Source organism: Cellulomonas timonensis (assembly GCF_900046455.1).
Classification (GTDB): Bacteria; Actinomycetota; Actinomycetes; order Actinomycetales; family Cellulomonadaceae; genus Cellulomonas_A; species Cellulomonas_A timonensis.
Map to the genome: position 1 here is coordinate 933,128 of NZ_FCOT01000013.1, position 15,816 is coordinate 948,943.

General features: G+C 74.1%; 12 protein-coding genes. 4 read left to right on the forward strand and 8 right to left on the reverse strand.

Annotated elements, in window-relative coordinates; genetic code table 11:
• Nucleotides 1-18: 18 nt before the first annotated feature.
• Nucleotides 19-2,745 carry a bifunctional acetate--CoA ligase family protein/GNAT family N-acetyltransferase gene (locus BN3788_RS17675; RefSeq protein ID WP_066589003.1) on the reverse strand — a complete coding sequence of 909 codons (2,727 nt, stop codon included), beginning with the start codon at nucleotides 2,743-2,745 and terminating at the stop codon, nucleotides 19-21.
• A 180-nt stretch (nucleotides 2,746-2,925) separates the two neighbouring features.
• Here BN3788_RS17675 and BN3788_RS17680 point away from each other — a divergent pair, with 180 nt between their 5' ends.
• Nucleotides 2,926-5,391, forward strand: coding sequence for a DNA gyrase/topoisomerase IV subunit A (locus BN3788_RS17680; protein ID WP_066589005.1), 2,466 nt, complete (start codon nucleotides 2,926-2,928; stop codon nucleotides 5,389-5,391).
• A gap of 19 nt (nucleotides 5,392-5,410) precedes the next feature.
• Here the strand turns inward: BN3788_RS17680 and BN3788_RS17685 are convergent, their stop codons facing one another.
• From BN3788_RS17685 to BN3788_RS17695, 3 genes are all read right to left on the reverse strand, one after another.
• The gene (locus tag BN3788_RS17685; RefSeq protein ID WP_199824806.1) at nucleotides 5,411-6,157 is read right to left on the reverse strand and encodes a lysoplasmalogenase; all 747 of its coding nucleotides are present in this window, start codon (nucleotides 6,155-6,157) and stop codon (nucleotides 5,411-5,413) included.
• Between the two features lie 119 nt (nucleotides 6,158-6,276).
• Nucleotides 6,277-7,308, reverse strand: coding sequence for a GNAT family N-acetyltransferase (locus BN3788_RS17690; protein ID WP_066589007.1), 1,032 nt, complete (start codon nucleotides 7,306-7,308; stop codon nucleotides 6,277-6,279).
• Nucleotides 7,309-7,364: 56 nt separating this feature from the next.
• Nucleotides 7,365-9,491: a DNA gyrase/topoisomerase IV subunit B gene (locus tag BN3788_RS17695; RefSeq protein ID WP_066589009.1), complete on the reverse strand. Its 2,127-nt coding sequence runs from the start codon at nucleotides 9,489-9,491 to the stop codon at nucleotides 7,365-7,367.
• 141 nt (nucleotides 9,492-9,632) lie between these two features.
• On the opposite strand from BN3788_RS17695, the gene BN3788_RS17700 reads away from it, so the two are divergent.
• Nucleotides 9,633-9,854, forward strand: coding sequence for a DUF7455 domain-containing protein (locus tag BN3788_RS17700; RefSeq protein WP_066589011.1), 222 nt, complete (start codon nucleotides 9,633-9,635; stop codon nucleotides 9,852-9,854).
• Nucleotides 9,855-9,936: 82 nt separating this feature from the next.
• On the opposite strand, the gene BN3788_RS17705 is transcribed toward BN3788_RS17700, so the two are convergent.
• From BN3788_RS17705 to BN3788_RS17720, 4 genes are all read right to left on the reverse strand, one after another.
• A complete protein-coding gene (locus tag BN3788_RS17705) occupies nucleotides 9,937-10,284 on the reverse strand; it encodes a hypothetical protein (protein ID WP_066589014.1) in 348 nt (115 codons plus the stop codon).
• A 165-nt stretch (nucleotides 10,285-10,449) separates the two neighbouring features.
• Nucleotides 10,450-11,961 (reverse strand): RNA polymerase sigma factor, encoded by a 1,512-nt coding sequence (locus BN3788_RS17710; protein WP_066589017.1) that lies wholly within the window; start codon nucleotides 11,959-11,961, stop codon nucleotides 10,450-10,452.
• Between the two features lie 254 nt (nucleotides 11,962-12,215).
• A complete protein-coding gene (locus BN3788_RS17715) occupies nucleotides 12,216-12,614 on the reverse strand; it encodes a universal stress protein (protein ID WP_066589024.1) in 399 nt (132 codons plus the stop codon).
• Nucleotides 12,615-12,783: 169 nt separating this feature from the next.
• Nucleotides 12,784-13,917, reverse strand: coding sequence for a DUF4192 domain-containing protein (locus BN3788_RS17720; protein WP_066589026.1), 1,134 nt, complete (start codon nucleotides 13,915-13,917; stop codon nucleotides 12,784-12,786).
• A gap of 133 nt (nucleotides 13,918-14,050) precedes the next feature.
• Between BN3788_RS17720 and BN3788_RS17725 the strand changes: the two genes are divergently transcribed.
• Both BN3788_RS17725 and BN3788_RS17730 read left to right on the forward strand, forming a co-directional pair.
• Complete coding sequence (locus tag BN3788_RS17725) at nucleotides 14,051-14,635, forward strand: hypothetical protein (protein ID WP_147525166.1); 585 nt, start codon at nucleotides 14,051-14,053, stop codon at nucleotides 14,633-14,635.
• Between the two features lie 21 nt (nucleotides 14,636-14,656).
• Nucleotides 14,657-15,772, forward strand: coding sequence for a polyprenyl synthetase family protein (locus BN3788_RS17730; RefSeq protein ID WP_066589040.1), 1,116 nt, complete (start codon nucleotides 14,657-14,659; stop codon nucleotides 15,770-15,772).
• The last annotated feature ends 44 nt before the right edge of the window (nucleotides 15,773-15,816 follow it).

Here is a 15,816-nt window from a genome sequence, read left to right on the forward strand (position 1 = left end):
CCCACCTCTGGGCTGGGCTCAGGTCGGCAGCGCCCGGCGCGTCCCGTCGGCTCGATCGGCCGCGGCCAGCTGGGCGCGCACGCCGAGCACGACGGCGCCGCGCTCGGAGACCACGATCGGGTTGAGCTCGAGGCTCCGCAGCTCGGGCAGGTCGTCGGCGAGCACCGACACCCGCGCGATGACGTCCTCGAGGGCGGCGACGTCGAGGGCGGGCAGGCCGCGGTAGCCGAACAGGCGCGGGGCGGAGCGGGCGGAGCGGACGAGCTCGGCGACGTCGACATCCGTCAGCGGGGGCACGCCGTAGCTCACGTCGCCGAGGAGGTCGGAGGCGTCGCCCGAGAGCCCGAAGCTGATCACGGGGCCGAACAGCGGGTCCTCCACCGTCCGCACGACGCAGGACGCGCCGCGCGGGACCATCGCCTGCACCTCGAGAGGCGCCCGGCCCGGCTCGGGGGCGTGGCCCGCGGCGAGCTCGAGCACCTGGGCGGCGTCCGCGCGCAGCTCGGCCTCGTCGTGCACGTCGAGCCGGACCCCGCCCAGGTCCGCGCGGTGCCGCAGCGTCGGCGCCGTGGTCTTCAGCGCGACAGGCCAGCCGATGCGGCGGGCGGCGTCGACGGCCTCCTGGGGGGTGGACACGGGGGTCGACTCGAGCACGTCGATGCCCACGCAGCCGAGCAGCGCCGTGGTGCGCTCCTGGTCGAGCACCACGTTCGTCCCGGGAGCGGCGTCGGCGAGCCAGCCGGCGACGAGGCGGCGGGCCGCGCGGGTGTCGGCCCGCGCGGGGTGCACGGGCGTCCCCCGCTCGGCGGCGCGCCACGCGGAGTACCGCGCGGCCTGCCCGAGGGCGAGCACCGCGTCCTCCGGGGTCGTGTACGCCGGCACCGTCCAGGTGCGGCCGTCGGCGTCCTGTGCCGTGAGGTCGGCGGTGGCGCCGTGCAGCCCGGCGACGCAGGCGACAGTCGCCCGCCCTGACCCGGCGGCGGCACGGGCCACGGCGCGCGCGACCCGCGCCTCGGAGCTGCCCACGGTCGGGACGTGCACCACCACGACCACGTCGGTGTCGGGGTCGGCGTAGAGCCCGGCGAGCGCCTGCTCCACCGTCGCGTCGTCGGCGTCCTCGCCCAAGATGACCGCCTGCCCGCCCACGGCGAGCCCGGCCGCGGCCCCGGCCTCCGCCACCAGCACGGCCATCGGGGCGGAGCTGGCCACGATCGCGGCGCGCCGGCCGCTGGGCAGCGGCTGCAGGGCCAGGAGCTGGGCGACCTCCAGGAGCTGGTGGGTGTTCTCGACCCGGATCACCCCCGACTGGCGCATGACCTCCTCGAGGGTGCGGCGGGGCGCGTGTGTGGCCCGGACGGCGTGGCCTGGCGGGACGACCTGGCCGGAGCGCCCGGCGGTGACCACGACGACGGGCTTGACCGCGGCGAGCCTGCGGGCCACCCGGGAGAACTTGCGGGGGTTGCCAATGGACTCCAGGTACAGGCACGCGACGTCGGTGGCGTCGTCGTCGTGCCAGAACTGCATGAGGTCGTTGCCCGAGACGTCCGCGCGGTGGCCCGCCGAGACGAAGCACGACAGGCCCAGGTCGCGGCGCCGCACCGAGCCGAGCAGCGCCACCGCCATGGGCGCCGACTGGCAGAACAGCCCGATCCGGCCCGGGGCCGGCGGCTCGAGGGCCAGCGTCGCGTTGAGCGTGCGCCCGTCGGCATGCGACAGGACGCCGTAGGAGCCGGGGCCGACGACGCGCATCCCGGCGGCGTGCGCGGTGCGCAGCAGGGCCCGCTGTCGAGCGGGCCCTTCGGGGCCCGTCTCGGCGAACCCGGCGGAGAGGACGCCCACCCCCCGCACGCCGAGCGGCGCGAGCGCGCGGACGGCCGCCACGGACTCCTCTGCCGGGACGGTGAGCACCGCGAGGTCGACGGCGCCGGCGGCCGCGCCCAGCTCGGCCAGCCCGGCCCAGCCGCGAGCGCCGGCCGGGACGTCATCCCCGACGCCCACGGCATGCACCTCGACGCCGCGGCTCGTGCGCGCGAGGTCGTCGAGCACGCGGCGGGTCAGCAGGTCGTCGAGCGATCCCGGCGCCGTCCGCTCGGAGGCCACCACGACCACCGATCGCGCGCTGAGGAGCCCCCGCACGCTCTGCGCCTCGGCACGGTGCTCGCGGTCGGCCATCACCGCGAGCGAGCGGTCGGTGGGGTCGAGGTCGAAGGCGACGGTCACGACGCCGTCCTCGATGGACTGCCGCACCGCGTAGCCCGCCTCGCGGAACACGCCGATCATCTTGCCGTTCTGCGGCAGCACGTCGGCGGTGAAGCGGCGCACGCCGCGCTCCCGCGCCGCGGCTGCCAGGTGCTCGAGCAGCACCGAGCCGAGCCCGCGCCCGTGGTGCGCGTCCGCGATGTTGAAGGCGACCTCGGCCTCGTCGGACCCCACCCGGTCGTAGCGGGCCACCCCGATGATCTGCTCGTCGGCGGTCACGGCGACCAGGGCGACGCGGTCGTCGTGGTCGACGTGGGTGAACCGGGCGAGGTCGCGATCGGGCAGGCGCGTGAGGGTCGCGAAGAACCTCAGGTAGGTGGAACGCTCGGACTGCGCCACGTGGAAGGCCTGCAGCGCGTCGGCGTCGGTGGGGCGGATGGGGCGCACATGCGTGGTCGACCCGTCCCGCAGGACGACGTCCGCCTCCCAGCCGGCCGGGTACGGCACAGGCTGGTCCCCTGATGCGTCGTCGGTGACCTCGGCCATCTGGCCAGGCTAGTGTGCCGCCGTCCACGCTCCGGCCAACCGGGCCCCGCGGCGGGCGAGAAGCCGCGCGCCGTGCACCGGGCAGCCGGGCACGCGCGCGACAATGACCCTGCACGGGAGTCCGTGCGCCCACTGAGCAAGCCCCGCGCGGGCCGTAAGCACCGAGGAGCCGCATCCCCCATGGCGCGCCGCACCGCGACCCCTGACGTCCCGCCCGAGGACGTCGTCGAGCGCATCGTCGATATCGACGTCGCCACCGAGATGGAGGGCTCGTTCCTCGAGTACGCCTACTCGGTCATCTACTCCCGCGCCCTGCCGGACGCCCGCGACGGCCTGAAGCCGGTGCAGCGGCGCATCCTGTTCCAGATGGCCGAGATGGGCCTGCGCCCCGACCGCGCGCACGTGAAGTCCTCGCGCGTCGTCGGCGACGTGATGGGCAAGCTGCACCCGCACGGCGACACCGCCATCTACGACGCGATGGTGCGCATGGCGCAGCCGTTCGCGCTGCGACTGCCCCTCGTGGACGGCCACGGCAACTTCGGCTCGCTGGACGACGGTCCCGCCGCCCCCCGGTACACCGAGGCCCGCCAGGCTCCGGCCGCCGCGCAGATGACCGCGGGACTCGACGAGGACGTCGTCGACTTCGTCCCCAACTACGACAACAAGCTCACCCAGCCAGAGGTGCTGCCGGCCGCGATCCCGAACCTCCTGGTCAACGGCGCCACAGGTATCGCCGTCGGCATGGCCACGAACATGGCGCCGCACAACCTCGTCGAGGTCGTCGCCGCCGCGCGCCACCTGGTCGCGCACCCGGACGCCACGCTCGAGGACCTCATGCGCTTCGTGCCCGGCCCCGACCTGCCCACGGGCGGCAAGATCGTCGGGCTGGACGGGGTGCGGGACGCGTACCGCACGGGGCGCGGCGCCTTCCGCACGCGCGCCACGACGCGGATCGAGAACGTCACGGCGCGCCGCAAGGGGATCGTCGTCACCGAGCTGCCCTACGGCGTCGGCCCGGAGAAGGTGATCGAGAAGATCAAGGAGGGCGTGCAGTCCAAGAAGCTCGCCGGGATCTCCAACGCCGTCGACCTGACCGACCGTTCGCACGGCCTGCAGCTCGTCATCGAGATCAAGACGGGCTTCAACCCCGAGGCGGTGCTCGAGCAGCTCTACCGCTACACGCCGCTCGAGGACTCGTTCTCGATCAACAACGTCGCGCTCGTCGAGGGGCAGCCGCGCACCCTGGGCCTGCGCGAGCTGCTCAAGGTGTGGGTGGACCACCGCATCGACGTGGTGCGCCGCCGCAGCCGCCACCGGCTCGCGAAGCGCCTCGAGCGCTTGCACCTGGTCGAGGGCCTGCTCATCGCGATCGTCGACATCGACGAGGTCATCCAGGTCATCCGCACCTCGGATGACTCGGAGGCGGCCAGGGCGCGCCTGCGCACCGTCTTCGACCTGTCCGACCCGCAGGCCGAGTACATCCTCGAGCTGCGCCTGCGCCGCCTCACCAAGTTCTCCCGGATCGAGCTCGAGAAGGAGCAGCAGCAGCTGGCCCTGGAGATCGCGGAGCTGCAGGGGCTCCTCGCCGACGAGTCCCTGCTGCGCCTGGTGGTGTCCGACGAGATGGCCGAGGTGGCCGCGACGTACGGAACGCCCCGCCGCACGATCCTGCTCGAGTCCTCCGGCGGCGCCAGCGTCACCGGCGCCGCGGCGGCTGCCCGGTCCGCGACGCCGCTGGAGATCGAGGACACGCCCTGCTGGGCGCTGATGTCCGCCACGGGACTGCTGGCCCGCACGGCGGGCGAGGAGGCCCCGCCGCGACCCGATGAGCGACGCGCGAAGCATGACGTGTTGCTGGGCGCGGTCGCCACCACGGCGCGCGGTGAGATCGGCGTCGTCACCTCGCGCGGCCGCCTGGTGCGGCTGGCGGTGCTCGACCTGCCCTCGCTGCCGCCCACCGACGGCGCCCCCGCGCTGTCGGGCGGCGTGCCGCTCAGCGAGGTCGTGAGCCTCGCGCCGGGCGAGCGGGCCGTGGGCCTGGCCTCCCTGGACGCCGACGCCGCGCCCCTCGCCCTCGGCTCGGCGAGCGGCACCGTGAAGCGCGTCGCGCCCGGCGACGCGCCCGGCAACAAGGACTCGTGGGACGTCATCTCCCTCAAGGACGGCGACGAGATCGTCGGCTGCGCGCACGCCGGCGATGACGACGAGGTCGTCTTCGTGAGCTCGGACGCCGCGCTGCTGCACTTCCCGGCGTCGGCCGTCCGCCCCCAGGGGCGCACCGCCGGCGGCATGGCCGGCATCAAGCTCGCCGCGGGCCAGCGCGCGGTGTGGTTCGGCGTGGTGCCCGCCGGGTCCGACGCGGCAGTCGTCACGATCGCCGGCTCGTCCACCGCGCTGCCCGGCACGCAGGCGGGCTCGGCGAAGACCACGCCGTTCGAGCTCTACCCCGGCAAGGGCCGCGCCACCGGAGGCGTGCGCGCCCACCGGTTCCTGCGCGGCGAGGACACGCTGATCCTCGCGTGGGCCGGCGCCGCTCCCCCGCGCGCCACCGGGTCGGCCGGCCAGCCGGTGGACCTGCCCGCGCCCGATCCGCGGCGGGACGGGTCCGGGGTGGCGCTCGCGGCGCCGGTGCTCGCGATCGGCTGACCGCGGCTCGTCCCACAGGTCAGGATGCGGGGCGCCCGTCAGGCTCGGGCACGCCCCGCATCCTGGCGCCGCCGCCCGAGGGCTCGGCTCCCCGCCTCCGCGCCGCGGCCACGCCGACGACGAGCAGCGTCTGCGCCGCGATGTAGGCAGCCATGACCCACAGCCCCTGGCGTGGCAGCGCGAGGCCGGCGAACTCGCCGAGGGCGATGAGCGCGTCTGAGACGAAGAAGAGCGCCCCGCCGATCCCGGCGGCGCGGCTGACGCCGCTGGACAGCACGGACATGGCCAGCAGCAGCAGCCCGTAGACGACCACGGGGGCCAGCAGCGTCCCGGCGGCCGGCGCGCACGCGGCGACCAGGCTGACGAAGAGCAGCGCGTACGGGGCCAGGAGCCACGGCCTGCGCAGCAGCGGCGACCCACGCCAGTCCGGTGCGAAGGCCACGACGTACGCGACCTGGGCGAGCATGAAGAACGCCACCATGACGAGGAACGCCGTGGAGCCGTCCGCCAGGTCCGGGGCCGAGTCGCCCAGCCAGGACAGGCCGAGCCCGACGAGCACCAGCCTGACGCGGCGCTCATGCGGCGCGGGGGCGAGGACCACGAGCACCGGCACGAGCGCGGGCACGAGCAGCCACTGCGTGACGTTCGCGACCCCGGCGGCCCCGACCACGTGGCTCATGAGGTGGACGGCCACCACAGCCCCGTACACCAGCACGGCGGCCCGGAGGCGCCCGCCCCAGCGGTCCTGCGTGATCCTCGTGCGCACCTGGGACACCCGTCACCGACTCCCCACCCGCCCGGGCGCCGTCGCCCGAGGTCCCGGCGATGTTAGTGGCCGGCGCGGCGGCCCCGCACCCGGGCACGCCCGCCACCTGCCGTCGGAGGTCAGATCTCGATCGAGTACATCACCGATCCGTCGTCCACCTCGTAGCCGAGGGCCGCGTACAGGCCGTGCGCGCCCGACGGGTTCGCGGTGTCGACGCCGAGCCGCGCGAACTCCATGCCGTCCGCCCGGTAGGCGGCCATCGCCCACGCGAGGAGTGCCACCGCCAGGCCCCGGCCCCGCCAGGGCCGCCGCACCCCGAGCATGCTGGTGTAGCCGAACGAGTGGCCCAGCACCGGCCAGTCCTGCTCGTAGCGCGTGGACAGCAGGTATCCGGCGACCTCCCCGGTGGCGTCCTCGACGGCCACCCTGCTCCAGTCGCGCACGTAGGACCCGGTGCGCAGCGCCCACGTCTCGGCAGTCATCGGCTCGCTCCCCCAGTGGTCGGCGAACGCCTCGTTGTGCGCGCGCCGCACGGCGTCGTCGAGCTCCGGCGTCCACGGTACGAGCGAGAACCCGTCCACGGCCCGCACAGCGGGCAGCTCGACGTCGAGCGGGCGCCGCATCTCGGTGTAGTAGCGCATCGGCGTGAAGCCGGACTCGGCGTACAGCGCCCTCGCGCCGTCATGCACCGCCTCGAGGTACGTCAGGAGGCGCGCGGGGAGCTCCTTGCCCGACTCCGCCAAGAGCTGGCGCCCGCGGCCGTCCATCCAGGCGACGAGCGCGCGCCCCACGCCCCGGCCCCGCGCGTCGGGGTGCACCCCGCCCTCGAGGAAGACCCGCACGGTCCCCTCATCCCCGGGGTTCGTGGTGACCTGCCCGAACGCCACCATCCGCCCCGTCGCGTCGACACCGGCCAAGGTGTCCAGCTCGTGCCGCTTCCACGTGCCCTCGAACCGCTCGGCGGTCTCCTCGAGGGTCGTCCGGAACGGCGCGGCGTCCGCCGCCTCCACCGCGCAGCACAGGGCGGCGAGCTCCGCGACGTCGGCGGGGGTCAACGGGCGCCAGGTCAGCCCGAGCGAGGCCGGCGGCATCGGCGGGGTCAGTGGCGCTGGGGCGCGCTCGGCGGGGGGGCGCAGCAGTTCGCTCGTCATGGCGCCAACTCTCCCCCGCGCCGCAGGCCGCCGTCGAGGGAAATGACCGCCGCGGGTCACATGTCGATCCGGCTCCGGTCCAGCCCCTCGGCGCCGGCGATGATGAAGTCCTTGCGCGGCGCCACATCGGACCCCATGAGCAGCTCGAAGATCTCCTCGGCCCGCTGCGCGCCCTCGACGGTGACCCGGCGCAGCGTGCGGTGGCGCGGGTCCATCGTCGTCTCGGCCAGCTGGTCGGCGTCCATCTCGCCCAAGCCCTTGTAGCGCTGGATGTCGTCCTTGTAGCGCTTGCCGGCCTTGTCGAGCTTCTTCAGCGTCGCCGTGAGCTCCGCCTCGGAGTACGTGTACACGTACTCGTTCTTGCGGCTGCCCGCGCCGATCACCTCGATGCGGTGCAGGGGCGGGACGGCGGCGAACACCCGGCCGGCCTCGACCATCGGGCGCATGTACCGGAAGAACAGCGTGAGCAGCAGCGTGCGGATGTGCGCGCCGTCCACGTCGGCGTCCGTCATCAGCACGATCTTCCCGTAGCGCGCGGCCTCGAGGTCGAACGTGCGCCCGGACCCGGCGCCGAGCACCTGGATGATCGCGGCGCACTCGACGTTCTTCAGCATGTCCGTGATGGACGCCTTCTGGACGTTGAGGATCTTGCCGCGGATCGGCAGCAGCGCCTGGAAGTCCGACGAGCGCGCGAGCTTCGCGGTGCCGAGCGCCGAGTCCCCCTCCACGATGAACAACTCGCTGCGTGCCACGTCGTCGCTGCGGCAGTCCGCCAGCTTGGCCGGCAGCGTCGAGTTCTCCAGGGCGTTCTTGCGCCGGGAGATCTCCTTCTGCTTGCGGGCCGACAGGCGGGCGCGCATCTCGCCCACGACCTTGTCGAGCAGCAGCGCCGACTGGGCCTTGTGCTCGCGCTTCGTCGAGTTGAGGATCGCCGCCAGCTCGGTGTCGACGACCTTCGCGACGATGCCGCGCACGGGCGCCGTGCCGAGCACCTCCTTGGTCTGCCCCTCGAACTGTGGCTCGGCGAGGCGGACCGTCAGCACGGCGGTGAGGCCCGCGAGCACGTCCTCCTTCTCGATGCGCTCGCCGCCGTCCTTGGTGGACACCTTGAGCCGGCGCGCGTTCGCCTCGACGGCCTTGCGCAGCGTGCGCAGCAGGGCGGCCTCGAAGCCGGCGAGGTGGGCGCCGCCCTTGGGAGTGGCGATGATGTTGACGAACGTGCGCACCTCGGTGTCGTACCCGGTGCCCCAGCGCAGCGCGATGTCGACCTCGCACTCGCGCTCCACGACCTTCGGCTCGAGGTGGCCGCGCTCGTCGAGCACCGGGACGGTCTCGGTGAAGGAGCCTGTGCCGGTCAGCTTCCAGGTGTCGGTCACCGCGGGGTCGGGCGCCAGGTGGTCGACGAAGTCGACGGTGCCGCCCTCGTGCAGGAAGGTCTCCTCATGCGGGCCGTCCGCGCCGGGGGTTCCGGGGATGCCGCGCTCATCGCGCACGGTGATCGCCAGGCCCGGCACCAGGAAGCTGGTCTGGCGGGCGCGGGTCACCAGCTCGTCGTACGAGAACACGGCCGTCTTGGGGAAGACCTGCCGGTCCGCCCAGTAGCGCACCCGCGAGCCCGTGCGGCCCCGCGCCACCTTGCCGACCACCGTCAGCTCGGAGTTGTCGATGAACGGTGTGAACGGCGAGTCCGGGCCGCGCACGGCGCTGTCGTCGAAGACGCCGGGCTCGCCGCGGTGGAACGTCATGCGGTGCGTCTTGCCGCCGCGGTCCACCTCGACGTCGAGACGGGCCGAGAGCGCGTTCACCACGGACGCGCCCACGCCATGCAGGCCGCCAGACGCGGCATAGGAGCCCCCGCCGAACTTGCCGCCCGCGTGCAGCTTGGTGAAGACGACCTCGACGCCCGTCAGGCCCGTCTTCGGCTCCACGTCCACCGGGATGCCGCGCCCGTTGTCGCGGACCTCGACCGAGGAGTCGGCGTGCAGGATGATCTCGATCCGGTCGCCGTGGCCGCCGAGCGCCTCGTCGACAGAGTTGTCGATGATCTCCCACATGCAGTGCATGAGCCCACGGGAGTCCGTGGAGCCGATGTACATGCCGGGGCGCTTGCGGACGGCCTCCAGGCCCTCCAGCACCGAGAGATGCCGGGCGGTGTAGCTGGACTCTGCTGATGCTGTCGACACGAGGCCTGAGCGTAATCGCTCTGACCGACAGGGCCGCGCAGGCCGGGCACGCGTCACGCGCCCGGGTGGGAGAGGTACGCGCGGAGCGAACCTGGCCGTTCTGAGCGGATGGTTCTCAGCCTCCGATGGTTTGATGGCTAGGTGACTGGGACGACGACTGAACCACTGACCGCAGCCGACCGCTGTGACCGCTGCAACGCGCAGGCTTACGTGCGCGTGCTCCTGCCTGTGGGTGAGCTCCTCTTCTGCGCCCACCACGCGCGTGAGCACGGCCCGAAGCTCTCCGAGATGGCCACGCACGTCCAGGACGAGACCGATCGGCTCCTGGCCGAGCACGGCGCTGGAGCAGGCGCAGCGCGCTGAGACCCGACTCCCACATGCCGGCCACCGTCTTGGTGGCCGGCATGTGGCGTCTCTGGGGTGGCGTGGGCGCTGGGTGGGCCGCTCAGGCGCGCGGCCGGGTGCTGACGCCGAGCGCGGTCCGCAGCGCGAAGATCAGCTCGCGGGTGGCCGCAGTCGCCGCCGGAGGGGCCAGGCTCGCGTCGAACTGCTGCGCGAGCCGGTAGAACTCCTCCGCGGCGTCGAGCTCCGCTATCACCCGCACCACTGCCGACTCGGCGTCGGGCTCGAGCGCGATCGCGCGCCGCAGGCCCATGACCATCTGCCGGACCGCCTCGGAGACGTCGCCCATCGAGGAGTTCACCCGGTCGAGCATGCCGACCGCACGGGTGGCGAAGTCCAGCTCGTCACTCACACGCGCCAACGCGGCGCGGGCCGCGGCCTCGCTCATCATCGACGTTCGTCCTCTCCGCTCGCTCTTCCTCCGCGCGCCCCCTCGGGGCGGAGCACGCGCGGCGAACGGTAACGCGACCCGCTGGGAGCGCTCGCGGGGGCACGGAACGCGCGAACGCCCGGCAGTCAGATGACTGCCGGGCGTTCGACGCGGTTGCTGCTGTGCTCAGTCCAGGTAGTCGCGCAGCACCTGGGAACGCGACGGGTGGCGCAGCTTGGACATCGTCTTCGACTCGATCTGACGGATCCGCTCGCGCGTGACGCCGTAGACCTTGCCGATCTCGTCCAGCGTCTTGGGCTGGCCGTCCGTGAGCCCGAAGCGCATGGACACCACACCGGCCTCCCGCTCGGAGAGCGTGTCGAGCACCTGGTGGAGCTGCTCCTGCAGGAGCGTGAAGCTGACGGCGTCAGCCGGCACGACCGCCTCGGAGTCCTCGATGAGGTCGCCGAACTCGCTGTCGCCGTCCTCGCCGAGCGGGGTGTGCAGCGAGATGGGCTCGCGTCCGTACTTCTGGACCTCGACGACCTTCTCCGGGGTCATGTCGAGCTCCTTGGCGAGCTCCTCGGGCGTGGGCTCGCGGCCCAGGTCCTGGAGCATCTGCCGCTGGACGCGGGCGAGCTTGTTGATGACCTCGACCATGTGCACCGGGATGCGGATGGTGCGGGCCTGGTCGGCCATGGCGCGTGTGATCGCCTGGCGGATCCACCAGGTGGCGTACGTCGAGAACTTGTAGCCCTTGGTGTAGTCGAACTTCTCGACCGCGCGGATCAGGCCGAGGTTGCCCTCCTGGATCAGGTCCAGGAACAGCATGCCGCGACCGGTGTACCGCTTGGCGAGGGACACGACGAGGCGCAGGTTGGCCTCGAGCAGGTGGTTCTTGGCCCGGCGGCCGTCGCCGGCGATCCACTCGAGCTCGCGACGGGCCTTGGGCTCCATCGTGACTCCGGAGTTCAGCCGCTCCTCGGCGAACAGGCCGGCCTCGATGCGCTTGGCGAGCTCGACCTCCTGCTCGGCGTTGAGGAGGGCGACCTTGCCGATCTGCTTGAGGTAATCCTTGACCGGGTCGGCCGTGGCGCCCGCCGTGACGACCTGCTGCGCGGGGGCGTCGTCGTCGTCGGCGTCGGAGTACACGAAGCCGACGGTCTCCTCGGCCTCCTCCTCCTTGCCGTCCTTCTTGGCGGTGTCGCCCTCGGCGGTGTCCGAGGCGACGTCGTCGTCGACGACGATGTCCTCGATCTCGACCTCTTCGAGCTCGACGGCGTCGTCGCCCGCGGCGGCGGCCTTCGCGGCCTTCGCCTGCGCGGCCTTCGTCATGGGCTTGGCGGCGGCGGCCTTGGCGGGCGCCTTGGCCTTGGCGGCGGCGCGGGGAGCCCGTGCGGGCTTCTCGGCGGCCTCGTCGGCGCCGACCACTGCCTTGGACGCGGGACGCGTCTTGGCGCGGGTGGCGGCGACGGCCCGGGCGGGGATGGCGGGCTGCTCGACCGTGATGCCAGCGGTGGCCAGGCCGCGCACGACGGCCTTCAGACGCTTGGCGTCTTGCACGTCGGCCTGCTCACACGCGTTGCGCAGGGCCACTGCATTGACACTGCCGTGAGTCCGGCCATGACGGACGAGCTCCTGCAGGGCAGGGTGCTCGAACTCACGCGGGAGCGCGGGGTGCGAAGACTGGGACGACACAAACGACCTTTCGGCAGCGAGAGACCCGGATGAAGCACGGGTAGAGCAATATTGTACCGGGCAGATTCCGGGTTGGACCGTGATCAGCGCGCAGGGCACGACGCTCACGCCCTGTCATGCCCCCTGCGCGTGCGAGCGCCCGAGGGCGCACTCCTCGTGGAACGGCTGGCGAGCGCGGAAGATTCCCGCTTCCCGTGTCTCCGGCCGGCTTCCCGCGTCTCCGGCCGGCGTCGTGGCGATGTCAGCCGGTGTCGTCAGACCGCGTCGGGCTTGACCGCCATCACCGGGCAGGGCGCGTCGAGCAGGATGCGCTGCGCGTTCGCGCCGAGGATGAGCTTGCCGACCGGGCTGCGCCGGCGCAGGCCGATCACGATGAGGCTGGCCCCGATCTCCTCCGCGGTGCCGATGAGGTCCTCGGCGACGTCGCGGCCCCGCGTGAGCAGCCGCACCTCATGCGGGATGTCGCGCGCGTCCAGGTCGCGCCGGACGTCGTCGAGCGCCGCCTCCAGCTCGTCGCGCGCCGCGTCCGCGGCATCGCCCCGGTCGCTGACCACCACGACGAGGCGCTCCTTGCGCGCCTGCGCCTCGATGGCGGCGGCCTCGAGCGCCTTGCGCCCTTCGGGTGTCGCCAGATAGCCCACCACTATGCCCATCGGGACTCCTCCTGCGTGCTGTCGCGGATGTCGCGAGCAGGACGCTACCCGAGCCCACCTCGCGCAGCACCCTCCGCGCGCCGCGGCTGCGGCCAACGAGCCAACAAGGCGGCCGGACGGGCCCTGACGTGCGGCGACCCAGGTCAGCGACGCGGGGCGGCGGCGCCCGTCACCGGCTGGCCGCCCACCCGGGCGGCATCGCCGCAGTGAGCACATCGTCGAGCAGCATCGCCAGCCGGTAGCCGGAGTCGTGCGCGCGGGCCCGCTCGACGAGGACGCTCGCGCGGACGCCGTCGCCCTGCCACCACGCGAGGAGCGCGAGCAGCGTCAGGGCAGGAGCCTGGGACCCGCGGCGGCCGTGGGCCACCACTCTCTCCAGGGCCCGCACATGCTCCGCGGTGGGGCCCTCGGGCGGCGGCACGGCATACGCCGGGTCGACGATGGCGGCGATGGCACCGGCCATCTCGCGCCCGGTGACGGACTCGTCCTCACACAGTGACCGTGCCGCCAGGTCCCCCGTGCCGGGCACCAGGGTGACGAGCACGGCGTCGCGCACACGCCGGTCCGCCAGGCCCGCCTCGAGCCGGCCCAGCACCGCGGGGCACACATCCCCGTCCTGAAAGGGCTCGCGCACCGCGGCCACGCACTGCGACCACGCCTCGAGCGACCTCGCCCGCCAGGCCGCCATCGCCGCGTCACCCGCCCGCTCCGCGTCCTCCCGCCGCCGGAGCCACCGCTGCGCGACACGGGCGACAGACCGCCGTGCCGAGGCGGGCGCGGGAGGCACGCGCGCCACGGCGTCGCGGGAGCCGGCCACGCAGGAGCCCGCCAACACCATGTGCGCGCCGACGGCTGTCGACTCGATCTCGCTCGCCGGCCGGCCGCCGGCCGGGCAGCACCCCAGGTCGTCGCAGTCGAGCCTGAGGTACCCGGTCGCGGTCACGACCCACACGGCCACGTCGCCGAAGGCCGCGGCGGCCGCCTCCCGGTAGTGCCCGGCGGCGGCGTGGGCGAGGGCGCCGGACGGGCCGGGACGACGCGGGTCCTGGGCGGTGTAGAGCACCAGGACGGTCCCCGAGGCGCGATCCGCCCCGAGGTGGGCGACCAGTCCGCGTGCGACCTGGGGCCCGGTGGACTCGTCGCCCAGGTCGTCGAGGTCGACGCGCGCGACGAGGCCGATCCGCCCTCGGGGGGCCCGCAGGCTCACCGCGACCGCGCTGTCATGCGGGTGGAAGCCAAGTTGGTGGGGAAGGTAGGCGAGAAGCTCGCGCGGCTCGCGGACGCGCAACGTGGTGGTGTCCATGGGCACAGACCACCGCGTCGCCGAGGCCCGCGCGCGGGCCCCGGCGCTGGGCTGTGGACGCCGATGCGCCGCCACACCCTGGGGGCGGTCGGCGCGGGCGTGCCCGTGGGCGGCGTCGCGTTACGGTACGCACGTGCGCCCCCCTGCCTTCGCCTCCCCCGCCACCGGACACACCGCCCGCGCCACCCGCCGGTGGCCGCGCGTGGCTCCTGGCCTGCTGCTCGCGGCAGTGGTCGCGCTCGGTGGGTGCACCGCCTCCGGGCCGTCAGCGCAGGACGCCACCCCCGCGGTGGCGTCCGCGAAGGCCTCCGCGCCGCAGCCGACTGAGACGCTCCTCGAGGTGGACGGCGACGAGCACTCCGCCGTCGGATCGCTCCCGGAGGGCTTCCCGAGCGACCTCCTGCCCGTCCCCGAGGACGCCGAGATCCTGGTCTCGACGCTGCAGCCGGCCGAGGGCGCGGAGCCGAGCACGCTCAGCCTGACCACGCTCAGCCTGAACCTGCGATCGACCCTGGACGCCGCCGCCCTCGTCGAGAGCCTGCGCGAGCCGCTGCTCGCCGGCGGGTTCGCCGAGGCGACGCCGACGCAGGCCCAGCCCGGGCTGGCGGCGCCGACGACGTTCACCCGCGGCGGCGGCGAGATGCTCGTGGTCGGGGGGCTCGACCGCGACGGCGTGCGCACCCTCACCGTCGGCGGCAGGCTCAGCCTCGGCGGCTGACAGTCGACGTAGGCTGACCGCGTGAGTGCCACCCCCCTGGTCGACGCCGAGAACGTCCGCAGCCGAGTCGATGCCGTCCTGGCCACGCATGTCGAGGCCCTGCGCGAGCGCCTGGCGGGGATCAGCCCCGACGCGGCCCCGCTCGGGGATGCCGTGGAGCAGATGCTCTCGGGCGGCAAGCGCCTGCGCGCCGCGTTCTGCTACTGGGCCTGGCGGGCCCACGGTGGCGAGGACGGCTCCCCCGCCGCCGAGATGGTCGTGCGCGTCGGCGCGGCGCTCGAGCTCTTCCAGGCGGCGGCGCTGTTCCACGACGACGTGATGGACGACTCCGACACCCGCCGAGGGCTCCCCGCCGCGCACCGGGTGTTCGCCGCGCGCCATGAGTCCGAGGGCTGGGCCGGCGGCGCGCGACGCTTCGGCGACTCCGCCGCCATCCTGCTCGGCGACCTCGCGCTCGTCCTCAGCGAGGAGGCCTTCGCCGCGGCGCTCGCCGCGGAGGGCCCCGACCTCGCCGCCCGCGCCCGGGCGGTGTTCGACGTCATGCGCGCCGAGGTCACCATCGGGCAGTACCTCGACGTGCTGGCCCAGGCGCTGCCCTGGGGCGAGGACCCGGCCGCGGACGAGGCTCGCGCCCGGGAGGTCGTCCGGGCCAAGTCGGCGCGCTACAGCGTGGAGCACCCGCTCGCCCTGGGCGCGACGCTCGCGGGCGCAGAGCCCGCCGAGGTCGCCGCCGTCCGTGCCGTCGGCCTGCCGCTCGGCGAGGCCTTCCAGCTGCGCGACGACCTGCTCGGCGTCTTCGGCGACCCGAGCGCCACAGGGAAGCCCGCCGGGGACGACCTGCTCGAGGGCAAGCGCACAGTGCTCGTGGCCCGGGCGGTGGCCCGTGCCCGCGCCAGCGGCGACGACGCGACGGCGCAGCTCGTGCTCGCCCAGCTGGGCCGACGCGACCTCGGGCTGGACGCGGTGCGCGACCTGGCCAGCGCGATCGACGCGACCGGCGCGCCCAAGGACGTCGAGGAGCTCATCAGCGCGCTCAGCGACCAGGCGTTCGCCGGGCTCGACGCGCTGGCGGTCACGGAGCAGGGCCGCGAGATGCTCGTCGCGCTGGGGCACGCCGCCGTCGACCGGCGGTTCTGAGCCCGGCCCGGCGCGCGCCTCGCGGACACGCGCCGGCCATCAGG

Coding starts and splice junctions, on each gene's coding strand:
- BN3788_RS17715 (WP_066589024.1), bottom strand. CDS start 12,614: ATGGGCATAGTGGTGGGCTATCTGGCGACACCCGAAGGGCGCAAGGCG.
- BN3788_RS17690 (WP_066589007.1), bottom strand. CDS start 7,308: ATGACGAGCGAACTGCTGCGCCCCCCCGCCGAGCGCGCCCCAGCGCCA.
- BN3788_RS17720 (WP_066589026.1), bottom strand. CDS start 13,917: ATGGACACCACCACGTTGCGCGTCCGCGAGCCGCGCGAGCTTCTCGCC.
- BN3788_RS17705 (WP_066589014.1), bottom strand. CDS start 10,284: ATGATGAGCGAGGCCGCGGCCCGCGCCGCGTTGGCGCGTGTGAGTGAC.
- BN3788_RS17675 (WP_066589003.1), bottom strand. CDS start 2,745: ATGGCCGAGGTCACCGACGACGCATCAGGGGACCAGCCTGTGCCGTAC.
- BN3788_RS17680 (WP_066589005.1), top strand. CDS start 2,926: ATGGCGCGCCGCACCGCGACCCCTGACGTCCCGCCCGAGGACGTCGTC.